This is a genomic window from Arthrobacter sp. TMP15 (assembly GCF_039529835.1).
Lineage (GTDB): Bacteria > Actinomycetota > Actinomycetes > Actinomycetales > Micrococcaceae > Specibacter.
In genome coordinates this window covers 3,587,223-3,604,705 of record NZ_CP154262.1, presented here as the reverse complement: position 1 = coordinate 3,604,705, position 17,483 = coordinate 3,587,223, and the positions used below count along the sequence as shown (strand labels likewise).

General features: G+C 54.0%; 15 protein-coding genes. 9 read left to right on the top strand and 6 right to left on the bottom strand.

Annotation, left to right across the window (positions count from 1 at the left end; genetic code table 11):
* Positions 1–335 precede the first annotated feature (335 nt).
* The 8 genes from rpmH (at position 336) to AAFM46_RS16355 (ending at position 5,841) form a co-directional block, all read left to right on the top strand.
* Positions 336–473, top strand: a complete 138-nt coding sequence (gene rpmH, locus AAFM46_RS16390) for a 50S ribosomal protein L34 (RefSeq protein WP_044569795.1) — start codon at positions 336–338, stop codon at positions 471–473.
* Positions 474–527: 54 nt separating this feature from the next.
* Positions 528–953 carry a ribonuclease P protein component gene (rnpA, locus tag AAFM46_RS16385; protein ID WP_343318851.1) on the top strand — a complete coding sequence of 142 codons (426 nt, stop codon included), beginning with the start codon at positions 528–530 and terminating at the stop codon, positions 951–953.
* Positions 950–1,345 carry a membrane protein insertion efficiency factor YidD gene (gene yidD / locus AAFM46_RS16380; RefSeq protein WP_283528729.1) on the top strand — a complete coding sequence of 132 codons (396 nt, stop codon included), beginning with the start codon at positions 950–952 and terminating at the stop codon, positions 1,343–1,345. Before rnpA ends, yidD begins: the two co-directional genes overlap by 4 nt.
* A gap of 18 nt (positions 1,346–1,363) precedes the next feature.
* Entirely contained in the window at positions 1,364–2,332 is a 969-nt protein-coding gene (gene yidC / locus AAFM46_RS16375) for a membrane protein insertase YidC (protein ID WP_283528731.1), read from the top strand.
* Positions 2,332–2,859 carry a R3H domain-containing nucleic acid-binding protein gene (locus AAFM46_RS16370; protein WP_343318850.1) on the top strand — a complete coding sequence of 176 codons (528 nt, stop codon included), beginning with the start codon at positions 2,332–2,334 and terminating at the stop codon, positions 2,857–2,859. The genes yidC and AAFM46_RS16370 overlap by 1 nt, the downstream gene beginning before the upstream one ends.
* 85 nt (positions 2,860–2,944) lie before the next feature.
* Positions 2,945–3,583 (top strand): 16S rRNA (guanine(527)-N(7))-methyltransferase RsmG, encoded by a 639-nt coding sequence (rsmG, locus tag AAFM46_RS16365; protein WP_283528735.1) that lies wholly within the window; start codon positions 2,945–2,947, stop codon positions 3,581–3,583.
* A 105-nt stretch (positions 3,584–3,688) separates the two neighbouring features.
* Positions 3,689–4,744 (top strand): ParA family protein, encoded by a 1,056-nt coding sequence (locus tag AAFM46_RS16360; protein WP_283528737.1) that lies wholly within the window; start codon positions 3,689–3,691, stop codon positions 4,742–4,744.
* Between the two features lie 89 nt (positions 4,745–4,833).
* Positions 4,834–5,841 (top strand): ParB/RepB/Spo0J family partition protein, encoded by a 1,008-nt coding sequence (locus AAFM46_RS16355; RefSeq protein ID WP_343318849.1) that lies wholly within the window; start codon positions 4,834–4,836, stop codon positions 5,839–5,841.
* 3,617 nt (positions 5,842–9,458) lie between these two features.
* Here AAFM46_RS16355 and AAFM46_RS16350 read toward each other — a convergent pair.
* The 5 genes from AAFM46_RS16350 to AAFM46_RS16330 all read right to left on the bottom strand — a co-directional run bounded on the left by AAFM46_RS16350 (position 9,459) and on the right by AAFM46_RS16330 (position 16,578).
* Complete coding sequence (locus tag AAFM46_RS16350; protein ID WP_343318847.1) at positions 9,459–11,678, bottom strand: DUF222 domain-containing protein; 2,220 nt, start codon at positions 11,676–11,678, stop codon at positions 9,459–9,461.
* 329 nt (positions 11,679–12,007) lie between these two features.
* Positions 12,008–12,334, bottom strand: coding sequence for a thioredoxin (gene trxA / locus AAFM46_RS16345; RefSeq protein ID WP_283528743.1), 327 nt, complete (start codon positions 12,332–12,334; stop codon positions 12,008–12,010).
* Between the two features lie 16 nt (positions 12,335–12,350).
* The gene (trxB, locus tag AAFM46_RS16340) at positions 12,351–13,307 is read right to left on the bottom strand and encodes a thioredoxin-disulfide reductase (protein WP_283528745.1); all 957 of its coding nucleotides are present in this window, start codon (positions 13,305–13,307) and stop codon (positions 12,351–12,353) included.
* A 125-nt stretch (positions 13,308–13,432) separates the two neighbouring features.
* Positions 13,433–14,833 carry an ABC transporter substrate-binding protein gene (locus AAFM46_RS16335; RefSeq protein WP_343318846.1) on the bottom strand — a complete coding sequence of 467 codons (1,401 nt, stop codon included), beginning with the start codon at positions 14,831–14,833 and terminating at the stop codon, positions 13,433–13,435.
* A 134-nt stretch (positions 14,834–14,967) separates the two neighbouring features.
* A complete protein-coding gene (locus AAFM46_RS16330; protein ID WP_343318845.1) occupies positions 14,968–16,578 on the bottom strand; it encodes a lipid II flippase MurJ in 1,611 nt (536 codons plus the stop codon).
* On the opposite strand from AAFM46_RS16330, the gene AAFM46_RS16325 reads away from it, so the two are divergent.
* Positions 16,550–16,909: a hypothetical protein gene (locus AAFM46_RS16325; RefSeq protein ID WP_343318844.1), complete on the top strand. Its 360-nt coding sequence runs from the start codon at positions 16,550–16,552 to the stop codon at positions 16,907–16,909. The genes AAFM46_RS16330 and AAFM46_RS16325 overlap by 29 nt on opposite strands.
* Here the strand turns inward: AAFM46_RS16325 and AAFM46_RS16320 are convergent.
* Positions 16,906–17,445, bottom strand: a complete 540-nt coding sequence (locus tag AAFM46_RS16320) for an NUDIX hydrolase (RefSeq protein ID WP_343318842.1) — start codon at positions 17,443–17,445, stop codon at positions 16,906–16,908. The two genes, AAFM46_RS16325 and AAFM46_RS16320, sit on opposite strands and share 4 nt — an antisense overlap.
* Between the last annotated feature and the right edge of the window lie 38 nt (positions 17,446–17,483).

Below are 17,483 nucleotides of genomic sequence, written 5' to 3'. Positions count from 1 at the left end.
TCCCGAGGTGGGGCTAATTTGTGCTTCGTCCACAGCCCGCGGAGACAGCGCTGTACACAGCTGTGGATGAAGCCCGGAGAACTAAGGCCGGTTTCACAGCGTGAAGCAGAAACGGCGAAAAAGGTCTGTTACTGGTGAGTGGAAGGAATCCGTAGTTTGACGAGAAGGCCTTAAATGACCTAACGTTGTGAAGTCCCATGTGTCCGCTTTGCGCTCTTGCGCGTGCTCCTTGTAAAAAAGAAGCGAAAGCGGGCATCCATATACTTAGCGTCGACCCCTTTCTTACCTGTTAGCTACGGGCAAGGCGCATCTTTGATTGTCTTGGAGTAACTACCGTGAGCAAGCGGACTTTTCAGCCGAACAACCGCCGTCGTGCCAAGAAGCACGGCTTCCGCCTTCGTATGCGCACCCGCGCTGGCCGTGCCATTTTGGCAGCCCGCCGCACCAAGGGTCGCGTAGAGCTGTCGGCCTAAACAATAACTGCTTGGCGATTCGTCGAGCCTTAGTGAAGTAGCGGTAGATCGCAGGTGCTGGCCACCAAGAATAGAATGCGGACTGCCGCCAACTTCTCACATACTGTACGTTCCGGCGTCCGAAATGGACGCCGGAACTTAGTGTTATATATGGTGTCCACTTCTCCTGAAGAGCCCAGCCAAGTTGGGTTCATCGTGGCGAAGACTGTAGGGAACGCTGTGACCCGCAATCTCGTTAAAAGGAGACTGAGGGAGATTGTTGTTGAAACAGTCAAGCAGCAACCTTTTGGAGTCAACTTAGTAGTACGGGCTCTGCCGGTTTCTGCTAATGCTTCCTTCTGTGACCTGGTCACGGACTACCGTAAGGCGTTTTCCAGTGCTTTTTCTCGTTTGTACGAGCAAGCAGGGAACTCTTCGCCGTTAGCATTGGCACCTGCAGTTGATAGGGTTCACGTTTCCAAAGGAGAAGATGTTTTGTGACCAGATCACAAACGCAAGGGAGTGCACGAAGGTGGTTGACCGCCGTCGTGCTTTTCTTGTGGCATCTTCCTCGCAATACACTTATCATCGTTTTGAAACTTTACCGGCGCGTCGTCTCACCCATTTATGGGCAGGTGTGCCGGTTTTTTCCGTCGTGTTCGGCTTATGCTTTAGAGGCCGTCACAGTTCACGGTGCAGTGAAGGGCAGTTTTTTTGCTGCTCGCCGTGTAGTGCGTTGCCACCCCTGGAGCGCAGGCGGCCTGGATCCGGTACCTTCGCCGGCACACGTTGATTGGGAAGACCCATTGACGGTGCCGCTTATTGTCCAGCTGAATCACCCGGATGTATTTCTGGCCAAGCAACAGGAAACGCAAAGCCGCGACGCGGCTTGAGGAGATAGATAAAGAAATATGGGCTTCTTCAATACAATTCTGGCCCCCTTCAAATGGGTTGTCTCATGGATCATGGTCCAATTCCATGATGTGCTGACGTTTCTGGGCATGGATGCCGCATCAGGTGTGACCTGGACGTTGGCCATCATCGGTTTGGTGCTGGTTATCCGTGCCGCGCTGATCCCCGTTTTTGTTAAGCAGATCAAGGCCCAACGTGGCATGCAGGCATTGCAGCCAGATATGAAGAAGCTGCAGGCCAAGTACAAGGGTAAAACTGACCAGCTGTCCAGACAGGCCATGGGTCAGGAACAGATGGCCTTGTACAAGGAACACGGGACGAACCCGTTTTCTGCCTGCCTTCCCATGTTGATCCAAATGCCTTTCTTTTTCTCCTTGTTCCAGGTGCTTTCCGGCGTTGCCAAGGCCAACGCTGCCAACGAAGGTATTGGTGCCCTGACACATCAGGAGGTGGTGCAGTTTGACGAAGCCACCATCTTCGGAGCCCGTCTTTCGGATGCATTGCTGCCATCCTTGCAGGGTGGCAACCTTACTGTTGCCATCGCGTTACTCTCCATCATCATGATTTTGGCTATGATCGCCTCTCAGTTCATTACACAGAAACAGATCATGTCCAAGAACATGTCTGAAGAAGCCATGCAGGGCCCCTTCATGAAGCAGCAGAAAATGATGCTATATGTGCTTCCATTGGTCTTTGGTATTGGTGGAGTGAACTTCCCCATTGGTGTGCTGATCTACTGGACCACGACGAACCTTTGGACAATGGGCCAGCAGTTCTTTGTGATTCGTCGCATGCCCACTCCCGGTTCTCCTGCTTACAAGGAGTACCAGAAGCGTCGTGAAGCCAAGGGCTTGCCGCTGTTGGGCGCTTCAAAGAAGAAGGTTGAAGCGGAAGAAGTGATCGAAGAGACTCCTGAGCTCAAGGGCCAGCGGAATCAGCCACAACGTAAAAACAGGAAGAGAAAATAATGCCTGATGACATGCAGCTTGCTCCTGAAGAAGAAATTGCCCCAGCTGACACCGGTGTTAGCAGGGTAGAAGAAGAAGGCGATATTGCCGCTGATTATCTTGAGGAACTGTTAGATATCGCTGATATTGACGGTGATATTGACATCGAGGTGCGTAGCGGACGAACTTATATTTCCATCGTTGCCGAAGAAGGATCAGATTCCTTGCAGAGCCTTGTTGGCCCAGACGGGGAAGTCTTGGATGCACTCCAGGAACTGACCCGGTTGAGTGTGCTCTCCTCGACTGACAGCCGGTCACGGTTGGTGTTGGATATTTCGGGCTACCGGGATCGCAGAAATGCCGAATTGACCAAGATTGCCAGTGAGGCTGCGCAACAGATCAAAGCCGGAAGCGAAGCCGTTGCCCTGGTTCCAATGGGCGCCTATGAGCGCAAGATTGTGCACGACACCATTGCTGAACTCGGTTTGGAATCCGAGTCTGAAGGCGAGGGCGCTAAGCGCCACATAGTGGTGACAGCTGCGCACTAATGCGCACTGTATTGGAAGTGGTAAAGCGGTATCGGCTGGAGCATGCGGCTCTAGCCACGTACCTGAATTTTAGAGGACACAAATAGTGGTGGAATTAACTGCACAAGAAGCCGTTGCTGCGGAGCATATTTTTGGCGACCGACTGGATGTGGTTAAGCGCTACGTTGAACACTTGGCGACGTCAGGGATTGAGCGTGGACTCGTTGGCCCACGGGAGGTTCCACGGTTGTGGAGTCGCCACGTATTAAACTGCGCCGTTGTTGCCGAGCTGATTGAAGATGGAGCCAAGGTTGCCGATGTTGGCAGCGGTGCTGGGTTGCCTGGACTTTGTTTGGCTATTGCTCGCCCCGATCTCTACCTCACCCTGATTGAGCCGTTGGAGCGGCGTGTGATCTGGCTAGAAGAGGTTGTTATGGATCTTGGCCTTTCAAATGTTGAGATCATCCGCTCTCGGGCCGAAGCCGCCATTGGTAAAGTGGAGTGCACCGTTGTGACGGCCCGCGCTGTATCGGCGCTGAAGACATTGGCTCCATTGACGATCCCGCTCTTGGGCGGCGAAGGTGAGCTTCTTGCAATAAAGGGCCGCAGTGCAGCCGACGAAATCGCAACGGCCGGCAAGACTATTAGAAATCTTGGTGGCTATGAAACTGAAATTTTAGTTGCAGGCCAGGATGTTCTAGAGGAGCCCACCACGGTAGTGCGGGTTAAGGTAAAGAGACGCTGATATCCACAGTTCTGGGGTGAAATAGGGGTGATCCCACCTGCTGTTGCTTGGAACCGATAGGCTAGAGGTTGGCAACCATAGCCATAGGAAAGTGAGTGTGTCAGCGTGACCAGTAGCGAAGCAGCTTCGCAACGGATCCCTCCGTTCATGACATTGGGATCGGCACGTTCTAATGTCATCAATCAATCTAAAATGGTTGATTCTTCGACCACTGACAACACAGTCAACGTTTCACGTGAAACCAAAAAGGCCGAGGCAAGCTCACTGGACCTTGACTTTGATGACAGCAGTCCTATTGCCAGGCAGCTCGTGAGCGAAACAAAGCGACGCGAACGACTACTAGGACGCCCCCTGCCCCGACCTGGATATACCCGGATATTGACGGTAGCAAATCAAAAAGGGGGAGTTGGGAAAACGACTACTACGGTCAACGTTGCAGCCGCACTAGCGTCGGCTGGGCTCCATGTTTTAGTAATCGACATTGATCCACAAGGCAATGCCTCGACAGCGTTGGGAATTCCGCATCATGCGGAGATTGACAGCATCTATGATGTCCTCATCAATGATGTTGCAATGTCCGAAGTTGTCGCACAATGTCCAGATATTGCGAATCTGTCATGTGCACCTGCCACCATACATTTAGCAGGGGCGGAGATAGAACTCGTCTCGCTGGTCGCCAGAGAGCAAAGACTGCGCCGGGCGATCGATGAATACGTGAAGTTCAGGGCGGAAAATGGTGAGGAACGGCTTGATTTCATATTCATTGACTGTCCGCCAAGCCTTGGGCTCCTCACTGTAAACGCTTTCTGTGCCGCCAATGAAGTTATGATTCCTATTCAATGTGAGTACTATGCGTTGGAAGGGCTCAGCCAGCTTCTGAAGAACATCAGTATGATTCAGAAGCATCTGAATTCCGAGCTAGTTGTATCAACGATTCTGTTGACCATGTATGACGGCCGCACGAATTTGGCTGCCCATGTAGCAGCAGATGTACGTGAGCACTTTCCAGAACAGGTGCTGCAGGCGATGATCCCAAGATCAGTTCGGATTTCTGAAGCTCCGAGCTATCAGCAGACCGTTATGACATATGATCCGTCGTCAACTGGCGCGCTGTCATATCTAGAGGCTGCGGCAGAACTCGCCGAGCGGTCCGCCTCATAAGCCACAGTTCAACGATAGACTTTGCAGTTAATAATGAAGTTCATGAGAGCCCCAACTACTCTGGGGTTCATTCAACGGAGGATGTCTCAATGACTGAAAAGCGCAGGGGTCTTGGCCGTGGTTTGGGCGCCCTAATCCCAAACTCTTCAGGCGATGAATCGGGATCCTCGCAGCCTGCACGCCCTGTGGACCTATTTTTCCCCGAACCCAAGTCGCGAAACACGACTCCGGTATCAAGAGGAACAACTAAAGCAGCTGTCGCACCGGTGGAGCTTGTTGAAGTGCCGGGCGCAACTTTCATGGAGTTGCCGGTTGGCGACATACATCCCAACAGGAAACAGCCTCGGACGGTCTTCAATGAAGATGATATGGCTGAGCTTGTACATTCAGTGCGTGAAATCGGTGTACTCCAACCGATTGTTGTACGGAAGTCCACTGAGCAGGGCGATCAGCCCTATGAACTTGTCATGGGTGAAAGGCGCTGGCGTGCTAGCCAGGCAGCCGGTCTAGATACTATTCCAGTCATTGTCCGTGAAACGACTGATGATAATCTGCTTCGGGATGCACTGCTTGAAAACTTGCACCGCAGCCAGCTTAACCCTTTGGAAGAAGCGGCAGCGTACCAGCAGCTACTAGAAGACTTCGGTACCACTCATGAGCAGTTGGCAGATAAAATTGGCCGTTCGCGCCCACAAGTCTCCAATACTTTACGACTGTTAAAACTACCACCAGTGGTCCAACGGAGGGTTGCAGCTGGGATCCTTTCTGCCGGACACGCCCGATCGTTGTTATCCCTGCCTGATACTGCGGCAATGGAACAATTGGCGCAAAAGATCGTGGCCGAGGGAATGTCCGTAAGAGCTACTGAGGAGGCCGTGCAGCTTTACCGCGCGCCCCTGATTGGTGATAAGCCGTCCAACCGAACGCCTAACCCCCGACATGAACGTTTAGACTTTCTGGCGAGTTCGCTTGCCGATAGATTGGATACCAACGTGAAGATCTCTCTCGGTGCGCGGAAGGGTAAAGTCAGTATTGAGTTTGCATCGGTCGAGGATCTCAACCGAATCATGGATGTTTTGAGCTCCGGCGGCCAGTAGTTTCAAAAAGCTTGGCGATAGTGGTGGTGTTTCACGTGAAACATCACCACTCTTGTTTCCTATGCAGGTCTGTAGGAACGATCCTAAGGTCAGTCCTCGGTATTTGGGATCCGCGTTGACTACCTGTGTGTGCTCGTCAGGGGGTGCATTTTCCGTAGAACGAACACTGCTTCGTCAGGGTACAGATCTTTCTATTGTGGAAGAAGAGTCAAAGAGAGACTATTGATTCTGATCGTATTCCCAGACTCGGTATAGGTGAACTTTGGCGACGTTCTTGCCCCACGTCATGTTTCACGTGAAACAAGAAGAGAACTCTACAACAAGCTGACGAATGTGTCCTGTTGCGACTATGCACAATGAAACAGACCGTCGGGCTACTGAAGGTCCGTGCCCTCCGAGAAAAAGGTGTGATAATCAGCCACCAGTTTGTATGAAGGATGGAAATAGCGTTCCATCCACTTAGCAGGCAGTTCAATCCTCCATGTGAATAGAACTAGCTTGCTACATTGGTCCAGACTACTCGCCGTAGAAATGACAAGTTTGGGCTTAGACGGTGCACTAGGTGAATGGACTCACACAACCGCTCAGCTAAGGCCCGATACGAAGAGCAGTGGCTTGGGGGCAAGGCGGGGCAGCTTTGATGGCCGTAGAGGCGCTTACGGGGCCCTATATCCCGGTCCAGAGTCGGGTAGCGGGGTAGTCGCCTCGGAGTTGCAGATAGACTGGTGTTAGATAGCGTTGTGGCGAGACAGTGGGCGTATGGACAGCGTCAATGCATGTGAGAGAGCATATGGCACGGTATATACGTCGGGGGACCTGCACGCTTTCTCCACCCAGGCTGACTCTGAAATCAGTTGACAAGTCTCGCTCGCCGTTTATCTCTGCTAACCGAACGGTTCGCAGATTACGGTAGCTCTTACGTAATCGACGGGTATCGCCGCTCTTGACTGCTCGGATAGGAGCGTAGGCGGGTAGCTTCAGTCGAGTGTTTCACGTGAAACGAACAAGGCCACTAAAGGTGTTCTTTGAGTCTCCGTTTCGCATGAAACACGAAGAACTGGCAATTCGAGAGAACGTGTTTCCGTGGCGAGCTACATAAAAAGCCACAGAGCGGAAAAATCGCGCCTATAGCTGGGGCCGCTGCCCAATCGAGTTACCGGCAACCCTCAGCGTTGGAGGTCAACTGAGAGAAGTAGCCAATAATCCAGGGGGCAGTAGGCAAGGGCAATCATACATTCTCCCGCTGTTGGCGGCGCATATGTGTGGTTCCATCGACTATGGAATGGCCTGGTCCAAGTACATCACGCGTACCGTCAAGTCGCTGAGGCGACAGGTCACAGTAGACAGGGACAGCGTTTCCGTTGAAATACCACCAATTGAGCGTTTCACTACACCCAAAATCGATCCAATCAGAGGAGTGGTGATCGTCTTGAACAGGGAAGACCCACAATCTCGGCACTCTAAAGATCACAATAGGTTTCACGTGAAACGCAGCCTGACGCGCGAAGGCGGCGGCTTCTGTTGGCTGGGGACCACCGCAATATGGTCCGTGGTGTTCTACTGTTGTAGAATTCTGTCCTGAGGCAGGCGGGAAAGATGCCAGTCGGGCGGATTCAGGCAGGCAGTAGAGGACCCCAGGAAGAGCCGACCACTACTACTGCGCACTGGAACACCTGTCCTGCAGCGTTCACGGGGAAAGCCTTGTCGACTGCAGGGTAGCTCCCATGGCAGCGTCCACCAGCTCTGCACCATTAAGCCAAGGAGCGTATGGCTAGGCCGGATTGCCCGCGGTGAACCGGCCGCAAGTTTGCTCACTGCACTAATCGAGGACACGTGTTGCACATGATCTATGTTCAGCAGCAGAATAAGCTCGCTACCAGCCAGTATTTTGTACATTCGTGCGTACAGCTGCAGGAACTGAACCACTAGCGGTTCAGACGCGCTTGGTTTATGCGCCCAAGAAAGAGAAGTATCTGTGCTGGGTGCTGGGTTGCTCGAACACGTAGAGGGAGAGAAGAGCCTGGTGCATTCGAAAGGCTGACTGGCCATATGTGAGGGCCTGGATTATTGCACCATCGTATCGATTAGCTACCGTTATCTGCGTGGTTGTGACTCCAAACGACCCGGCTCTGCAGGAGCAACGACCCCGTGGTGCCTCATGTCAGCATGGTCAACATACGAGTACCGCGTGCCTCATCTATTGTGCTCGCGAAATGGGTCAGGATGCGGGGCGCCTGGGAGTATGCCTTGGCCTCGGCGGCTGGATTGAGTCGTTGCTGGATCTCGTTGATCCGGTTCGTTAAATCGGCCAGGTCGAGGATGGCGTAGAGCCCGCCTATGTGTTGGTGTGTGGGTCAAGCGAGATCCTGTGTCCTTGATCCGCTGGGCGGGGGGTCTCGTCGCTGCGCACCGGCTCTTTCTTGCCACGGATGTTGCATTCGGTGAGTCTCTGAGTCGGCAGGAACAGGTTCTTACACACTTCCCCATGAGCCAGAGATCGTTGAATAGGCGAAGTCCAGTATCAGTGTCGTAGCAAGAATTGTACACAGAGCGACTTACGCTGGCGCAATTTTTTTGCTTAACAAATCGGTTGTCGTCGGACTGCTAGGACTTGGACCGCGCCACACGAATATTATGGGAAATTCACCAGTCAATGACGGGTTTGCTAAGGAATTCAGACCCATTATCTCTATGACAGTGTTTGATCGGAGTCTGAAATTCCTACTACATATCATCCATTGCCGCGACGCTACATTTAGCGGCTTTACTCTTGATCGCCCGGTTAGTGGTCCACCTGGTAAGTGGATCGTTGCCGTGCCCATGCCCCGCAGATGGGCATGCACGGCAGCGCTGCAACAGGACCCTGCTTTGGTGAAAGAACCAGTCCGGAGATAAGGGCTCCATGTTGGCCGGCGTGGCGCCTACAACCGATACAAGGTACTTCCTGCACGGCTGCCCGGCAACGACCAAGACTTGCTGATGGTCCTTGACCGTCTAATAGCCATGCGCAGGTGGGCTCGGCCTGCGGACCACAGTAAGGGTAGGTCGACGCGCTGGAGGGAACGCCTGAGCTCCCGACGGGCATTCGCACCAGACCATCCGCCCTCAACCATCAACCGGTCAAGTAGTTCAGTCTTAGCGTCCTTGAAGCCTGAGAATACACTCCGGCTACTCCTTCGTGATTTACGTGCGCGGAGACAACGTCAACCCGAACATCACTCCAAGACACCAAAGCACCCGAGCATGCGTGAGAGGTTTCGCGAATATTGTTCAAATTAGCCACCCACCACATTTCGCGAGCACTTTAGTTGAGCCTCGTCGATCCGTGAGTCAGCATCCCCATAAGCCAAAATAACAACCACTTATTCACCGAAACAAGAGTTGAGCGGAACACAGACGCTCGAGGAAACCTCGTGTAAATCACTCAACCTGCAGTATTGGCCAATACTGGGGAGCGCAACTTCGAGGCATAGAACTCATGACGGGCATCTTGGTACGCAGATTCTAAGAATCCCAGAGTCAACGGTTAGCCGAGCCGAGGTAACGAGCAACCCTACACTCAGGCAGACCCACGTATCCAGAAACTAGTTGCCACATACCGCTTTTGAGGGCCGTGTTTAGGTTGTGTTGTGGTGGGCGAGGTAGTGGTTGAGTGTTTGTTCGTTGAGGGTTTCTTCGTCTTCGGCGCAGGGATATGTTCCTGGTGGTGGTGTTGGTAGGGGTGTGGAGTAGGGGTTTGCTTGGTCCATGTTCTGGATGCGTGCTTCTTCGTGGTCCTCTAGGGCGTTGCGGTCTTCGGTCTCGAGGTGTTTTTTCAACCATTTCGGGTAGCTCGGTGCGTGGTCCTCGTGGGTGGCGGGTGGGTAGTACCGTCCACTCGGTGAGGTCCAGGCAATACGGCCCTGTATGTTCGTGGGTGTCCAGCCGCGAAGTTTCATCGCTTTCCGTTGGGGTGATTGATCGGTGCGGCAAGCACCATTGCGGGTCCGATCGTCCTTGAAGTGTTTCAGGAGATGATGGTGATGACAGAGAGTCTCTAAGTTATTGAAGATAGATCTGCCACCGTGAGCAAATTTCTTGATGTGGTCAATCTGGCAGTTACTTGCTCTGGCTAAACAACCCGGAAATTGGCAGTATTCATCCCTGATCGCCAGCATAGTCCGCATCGCTTTACTGATTCGGTAGCGCTGCGGGGCAGCGTCTAAGGGCTCGTTACTGACCGGGTCTACCAGAACCCGTAACAGGGACTTCGATCCCTGCGTTAGTCGCCGGGCGACTTCCATACTGATAGGACCAGCCCCTTCAAGCCACGCAGGATCCTGTGTAGCGCCCAGCAACGACAACACAGGTATCAGTAACACCGGTGTCACCTGCGGCAACGGCGGCCATACCTCCTCCATAACAACCCCACTACCCTCGCCGGCAGCGCCGCTGTGATTGCCCCGACGGTGCCCCCGATGATGGTCATCGGTAGTCTGTGATGATGAGCCAGATGGTGAGCCGGATGGTGAGCCGGATGGTGAGCCGGATGGTGGGTCTGGTGGTGGGGTAAGGGTTGGTGGTCGGGCTGTGGGGTCCCACTGTGGATCATTGCGGATATCAGGGTCTTTGAATCCTGGATCGGTGTAGTGCGGATCATCAAAGACCGGGATTAGCTGAGGATCTACCCGCCATGATCCTTCATCAGCTGTAAGGTCTTCCTGGTCCCTGTCTTCCTGGTCCCTGTGCGGTTCGGAGTCGAGGGTTGAAAACCACGACTCACCACAGCCGGATATTTGAACACAGCCGGATATTTCATCACACCCTGGTATTCCCTGATGCTCAGACATTTCAGCACTATCTTCGCTCGCATCGGGTTGCATGGGTGGGGCGGGGCTGTGGATGTGGTTTTGGGCCATGCTTTGATTCAGTAGCAGGGACGCTGCAATATCGGCACGGAGTTGGGTCAGGGTCCGGGTTTCATGGGGGCCTTGGGCGCTTTGAGCAGTGAGGGTGCATTGACTCCAGATTCCTTCCAGAGTTGGTGCTGGGCCATACAGGCTGAGCCAGGACATTCCGTCGTGGCCACGATTGACTCGTAAATACCTATCGCTCAAGGCGCGTCTGGTGCGGGCAGTGATCGTTTCAGGATAGAGACGTTCACGTTGCCGTCTGGCTTTTTCACGGAAGCTAGAGACCGTGCAGTCTTCGGCTTTGCCGAGTAAGACCTGCTCTAGAGCGTCAACCGCAGCCGCAGGGACACCGCTTTGACGGACCAAGGCTGTTTCCTGGGCAATAATGACCGCATAGTCCCAGCCTAAAGCGCCCGTACTCATGCATGAGAGAGTGCCTGGCAACTCCCGCACGAGCGTGCGCGAATGAGTCATTAACTCCCCAGCCACACCCTCAGGGATCTGTAAAACCCCGGCTACCTCAGCACGGATCCCGGACATGGACCCTTCACGCTGGAACGCATCAAAGGCAAGGATGCTCCCTTCAAGGCCGCCAGCACAAGAAAGACGCTCCATTAAAACAGCGGCAAGAGCTGCACATTGATTTTGATGCACGCGTAGGGCTTCGATAGCCGCGGTGCACTCATCCATTAACGCCCGCACACACCCTAAACGCGAAGTCGGTAACGCTCCACCCACCACAACACCATCAGCAACCCCAGCCTCAGAAGCAGTAGTCCTGAGATCACCGTTAGGACCCGGGAAGTCTGGCAGTGACACCATCGCAGCAATATCATTAGCCAGCGGCCCGATCACGGGAAGAACTAGCCCAGCAATGAAATCCGCCACACCCATTGTGGTGGAGGAAACATCCCGACCAGCCGGGAAATTCACTGAACTACCCATACCACAATTATAGTCCCAATGTTCTAGTATTACTAGACAACATGTATATTCGTCGTTTATATGTACTGACAGTTCAACGACCCTGCCCGTTCAAATCGAGATTTTCCATCAACGGGCGATGCCAACTTCTTTGTAGTTGGAAGAGGTATCCGTTTCACGTGAAACGGTCAGAAGACTGAATGGCAGATTATTTCGGTGATTACGGATTGATTTCTGCAGTTAGCCGAACTCAAATTCTGATCTTAGGATCAATCTGGGAGAAGCGGCTATAGTGCGTTAAATGTGTGTGGCCCGGACAAGGTCCGGGCCACACACATAAAAGGAACTTACTACTTGAGGAAGTCCGCGAATTCCTTTTCGAAGTACTGCTTCGGCCGAGCGCCGATAACGGTACTTTGGACTTCACCACCCTTGAACAGGTACACGGCAGGGATTGACGTAATCCCGTACTTTGCCGAGATCGCCGGGTTGGCATCTACATCAACCTTGACCACCTCAACCTTGTCTGCGTATTCGACGGAAATTTCGTCCAGGATGGGACCAAGCTTGCGGCAGGGCCCGCACCATTCTGCCCAGAAGTCCACAATGACAGGCTTCTCTGAATTCAGGACTGCATCTGTAAACGTTGCATCTGTTGCGCTTTTAGCATTGCTCATGGTGAACTACTCTCTCTTAGGAATTCTGATCGGCTAGGAAGTGCTCAACATCCAGTGCGGCCACACATCCCGAGCCGGCCGCGGTGATGGCCTGACGGTAGGTTGGGTCAACGACATCTCCAGCAGCGAAAACGCCCGGAAGGCTCGTCTTGGATGAGCGGCCCTCAACTGCGATGGTCCCTGTGGCCGCCAGATCGAGAACGCCTTTGACGAGATCGACTCGGGGATCGTTGCCGATAGCAACAAAAACTCCCGTCACAGCGAGTCCGCTCTTCTCACCGGTCACTAGGTTATTTAACCGGATGCCGCTGACCTTGGCGTCGCCATCAATGCCAACAACTTCGGAATCCCAAATAAACTTGATCTTCGGGTGGTCCAATGCTCTGTCAGCCATGATTTTGGAGGCCCGTAGTGTGTCGCGGCGGTGAACGACCGTGACTGATTCAGCGAACTTGGTCAGGAATATTGCTTCCTCCATGGCTGAGTCACCACCGCCAATGACGGCGATATCGTGGCCTTTGAAGAAAAAGCCATCACAGGTGGCGCACGAGCTTACGCCATGACCAACCAGGCGCTTCTCGCCCTCCACTCCCAGTTCACGGTACGCTGAACCGGTGGAAATGATCACTGTCCGAGCCTTGAACTCTTGGCCGTCGGCCAAGGTGACAGTCTTAACAGCACCCTCAAGCTGAACTGAAGTGACGTCGTCGTACATCACTTCGGTACCAAACTTTTCAGCCTGCTGTCCCAGATTGTCCATCAGTTCCGGGCCCATAATGCCGTCAGGGAAACCGGGAAAGTTCTCAACATCGGTGGTGTTCATGAGTTCGCCACCTGCCGTGACAGAACCGGCGATCATGAGGGGTTTGAGGTCCGCACGTGCCGTGTAAATTGCGGCGGTGTAGCCTGCGGGACCAGATCCTACGATGATGACATCACGGATGTCGCTTGCGGGGGTGGCTTGCGTGCTCACGGGTGAGTGTTCCTCTTCCTTCATTGACTGAACCGCATAATGGCGTAACAATTATGCCTTCGGTATTCACAACCGACGATTGAAGTCGGTTATTCCACCACGCACTCTGGCGGAACTAGGTCAAGCTATTTGACGCTTATTTCGGTGATTTTCAAACCATAGGGATACGTGACAAAGGGCTGGAGTTTTGGCAACTCCGTGAAACTGATGATCACATATTTGGCTTTGACCCCGGGGGCGGCCGAAAAGGTGAAGTCCGGCGCGCTAAATGAGCCGCTGCCAATCTTGGTCGCGCCGTCAAGTTCGGGCTTGCTGTTGGTCAGGATGTTGAACTGGCCCCCAGAGCCGGCAAGTTGGTTAATGGTCACTGAGCTGATGGTTGACTCTGCAGCCAGTGCCACAACCAGGTTCACACCTTCGGTCATGCCAGCGAAATTGGCATTGGAAAACTCCACAGTGGGCCAATAAGTGGCCTTATTGCCATCTATGGCATCCTTGAGGCGCGGGAAATAGGTTTCGCCGTAGTTCTGTACACCGGGAGCATACGCTGTGATATCGGTGAGACCCTGGACCACGGGTGCAACAGTTTTGGGCTGCTCGGGAGCGGCTGGCTTGCTCTCGTTCGCACTTGGCTCCGATGGCGCCGAAGAGCTGGTGTCGGCCGCCTGGTTGCTTGAATCGTTAAAGAGTGTGCCGATGTGTTGGACCGCAAAAATAAGTGCGCCAATGAGAAGCACGCCAACGATTGCCCCTGTTAACCAGCGGCCGCCAGTACGGGGAGCGTTACCGTCATCCTCTTCATCCAATAGTTCGTTCTCGTCGTAATCGTCGCCGGCGTCCCGCAACTGCGCGGGAAAAGTCCCAGGACGGCGGGTCTGCGCGAGATCTTGCTCGTGGTCTTCGTTGATGAAACCGTAGTCATCCTCGTCCCATAGCGTTACTTTATTGGGTGACTGCCGCTGCTGAGCAGCAGTGGGAGGAACGACGGCGGCGCTTGCATCAGGTGCTTGAGCCGACTGTGCTTGTGGTTGCGGAGCCTGAGCTTGTGCAGAAGCTGCTTTCCGGGTCACCTTTGGCAGCGGATGTCCTGGCGTGACAGGTGAGTTGTCCTCATAGACGTATGCGCCGCCGGCGGGTGCGGCATCGCGAGACTGTCCGAAGATCTCAGTGCCAAGAGTGTCGGTGAAGAACGGCTCCTGATAGACCTCTTCGCTTGGATCAGTGGGCACTACAAGATCAAGGAGGTCCGTGGGCGAGGTGCGCGCCGCAATGAGGTAGGTTGTCTCATCCTGAACTCCCATGTCCAGAATGGAAACCTTGGAAACCCTTACTCCGGTTGCAACTTCACGGGCGCTTTGGGTTAGATTTTGGGAATTTTCGACAGCAGACACAAGTATACTGACTGGTCGGTTCAATACCTGGTCTAGGCCATCTAAAATGACGTCGTTCTCGGCGGAAGCCAAGATACGGCCGGTCACCTTGTAGCGGCCGCCAAGGATGGAGCCCACATCAACGGGTTGTGGCACCAATTCCTCCTCATTACATGCATGGTGGCCTGTGCGTGTTGTCCGCACGAAGCCATAATTGACTGATTCTATCGGAAAACACGCCAAGTTCCATGGTTGCCGGGCTGAACGTGAGCAGCCATTTGTAAATGAGCTTATTTGGTCCGCAAGCGACTCCGCACTTTCGCAAGCAGAGGGTTCAATAGGGCATCTATTTCACGCACGCGCAGGCGTTTGAGAATCACAATGTAAATGACGGCCATGACCGTCCCCACAATAGCCAAGGTAAGCGCTGAAGCGGTTATAGAGGACCACATGAAGCCTTCATCAGAGGCACTGCCAAAGAGACGCAACATTAGTTCTCCGGCAATTCCGGATGCTAGGGCAGCGACGAGGAAGCGCATATGTGCTCGCAGAATAAGCCCACCACCATAGTTGCCAAGCTTTCGCGTCAGGAAGAAGTGGCTGACGATCGGGGCCACTACGTTGCTGAGGGTATAGCTGGCCGCCAGACCGAAAATAATCCACTCGTGCGGCAACAGACTCGCTAGTAGAGCAGTGGTCAGTCCCAGCCCAACCATGATGCATTGGATGAAGAACGGTGTGCGGGCGTCTTCCTGTGCGTAGAAGACCCTGTTGAGGATAAAATTGATGCTGTAGAACGGTGCTCCAATAGCCAGAATTGCCAGCGTAATTGCCACGAAACGACCCACAGTTTGTGAATTACCACTGAAGAGCATGCCCATAGGGCCTGAAAGCACCACCAGTGCAACACCGGCAAAAACAGTGGCCATACCCGTGGTTCTCAAGGCTCCAGCCAATGAAGTGCGCAAACCGGATAAATCCTTCCGGGCAGCCGCATGAGACATGGCTGTGAACATGACAGTGGCAATCGATAAAGCGATGATCGAGTGAGGCATGATGTACAACTCGGTGGCGCGGTTCAAAACCAAAACATCCGGTATGCTCGCGTTTCCACCGGTGCTGCCACCAAGGGGGATCGTGGCAACTCTGAGGATGATGAGGAAACTGAGGTTGCCAATGATCATGGTGCCCATGGTCCAACCAGCAACTTTAGCCGTGGCGCCCAGACCGGTGCCCCGCCAACCAAACTTTGGACGCAATTTGAGGCCGAGGCGTTGGACAGGAATGATCAGCACGGCAGATTGCACAGCGATGCCCAATGTGGCAGTTCCGGCCAGGAGCCATGTCTGCCCAATAGTCCAGTTCGCCACTGTATGCGCAGTGGAGGCGGCACTGCCAGAAACAGCAACGAACACCAGTAGCCCCGCGATAGCCACAACGTTGTTCAGCACAGGGGCCCAAGCATAAGCCTTGAAGGCATTATGGGCGTTAAGGACCTGACCCAACAGCGAAAACAGGCCGTAGAAGAAGATTTGAGGTAAGAGGAACAAGCCAAAGGTGATGGCAAGTTGCAAATTCTCTCCACTGAAAGACGTGAAAAGGCCAAAGATGGGAGCCACCAGTACTATCACGATGGCGGTGATTGCCAGCAGGCCCACAATTCCCAGGGTCAGCAGCCGCGAGATAAAGTCGGCGCCGTTGTCCGGCTGTTTGCTCGCCTTTGCGATCTGTGGAATCAGCACGGCATTGAACACGCCGCCCGCAAGAAGTAGGAAGATCAGGTTCGGGATGTAGTTGGAACCCTCAAAGATCGATCCGATGGCCGTATTGGCAATGGCTATACCGAGCACAATCGCCTTGATAAAGCCCAAAATGCGTGATGCCAGTGTGCCAATAGCCATGGTGGCGCTGGATCTGGCACTACTGGGTGCAAGTGCACCGGAAGTGGGCGCCTTGTCAGCGGCTGCAGCCGCACCTGATCCGGCTGCACTTGGACCGGCCGAACCTGGACCGGCTGCACCTGGACCGGGGACGGCCGGCGGTATTTGGCGCAGACTTGTGGTGCTGGCGATGGGATGGGTCTGTGTGGCGGGAGGTGCAGCCACACGCGGGGCTGCTGCAGGTTTCGGCGGGATGTGGACCCGTTTATCGTTAGACATTGTGTCCCATCATCTCACTGCTGTCTTGGTGGCTGCTGGCAGCGCAAATCAACAGCACCAAGAGTTTCTCTAAAAGTATTCCGGCAGCAGGTCGCGGGCCATATCTGTGATGCGGCGTTCATTGGGGAATGAGAGCTTCTTAGCCAATTCCACCAAAGGAACCCAAGCCACATCAACGGCCTCATGGTCCGGATCATTTTCAATAGTGAGGAAACCACCAGTGGCGCGCAACAGGAAATGATGGACAGTCTTGTGCACCCGGTGCCCACTGACAGTGAACCAATAGTCAATGCTGCCTAAAGTTGCGAGCACTTCCCCGGCAATCCCGGTTTCTTCCTCGATTTCACGGACCGCCGCTTCATCATGTGTTTCATCGCCTTCAGGATGGCCCTTGGGTAGGCACCACTCAAGCCGGCCGCCGCGATTGATGCGGGCGATGATCGCAACGCAGGGGACGCCGTCGTGCATCTCAACAACCACGCCGCCGGCGGAGACTTCCTCTACCGTGGGCAACTGGCTTGGCGCGGTGGGTGCTGCGGGCACAACCTGAGGACCCATTGCCGAGGGCAACGGGGTCGACTTGGGCGCGCGCGGCACTGGGTGAACCATGCTGTCCACTCTAGCTATCTTTACTCAAGGATGATGAC

Excerpts from the sequence above, each read along its gene's own strand:
- AAFM46_RS16320 (WP_343318842.1), bottom strand. The coding sequence starts at position 17,445 with ATGGTTCACCCAGTGCCGCGCGCGCCCAAGTCGACCCCGTTGCCCTCG.
- AAFM46_RS16325 (WP_343318844.1), top strand. The coding sequence starts at position 16,550 with ATGCGTGATGCCAGTGTGCCAATAGCCATGGTGGCGCTGGATCTGGCA.
- yidC (WP_283528731.1), top strand. The coding sequence starts at position 1,364 with ATGGGCTTCTTCAATACAATTCTGGCCCCCTTCAAATGGGTTGTCTCA.
- AAFM46_RS16350 (WP_343318847.1), bottom strand. The coding sequence starts at position 11,678 with ATGGGTAGTTCAGTGAATTTCCCGGCTGGTCGGGATGTTTCCTCCACC.
- trxA (WP_283528743.1), bottom strand. The coding sequence starts at position 12,334 with ATGAGCAATGCTAAAAGCGCAACAGATGCAACGTTTACAGATGCAGTC.
- AAFM46_RS16330 (WP_343318845.1), bottom strand. The coding sequence starts at position 16,578 with ATGGCTATTGGCACACTGGCATCACGCATTTTGGGCTTTATCAAGGCG.
- AAFM46_RS16370 (WP_343318850.1), top strand. The coding sequence starts at position 2,332 with ATGCCTGATGACATGCAGCTTGCTCCTGAAGAAGAAATTGCCCCAGCT.
- AAFM46_RS16355 (WP_343318849.1), top strand. The coding sequence starts at position 4,834 with ATGACTGAAAAGCGCAGGGGTCTTGGCCGTGGTTTGGGCGCCCTAATC.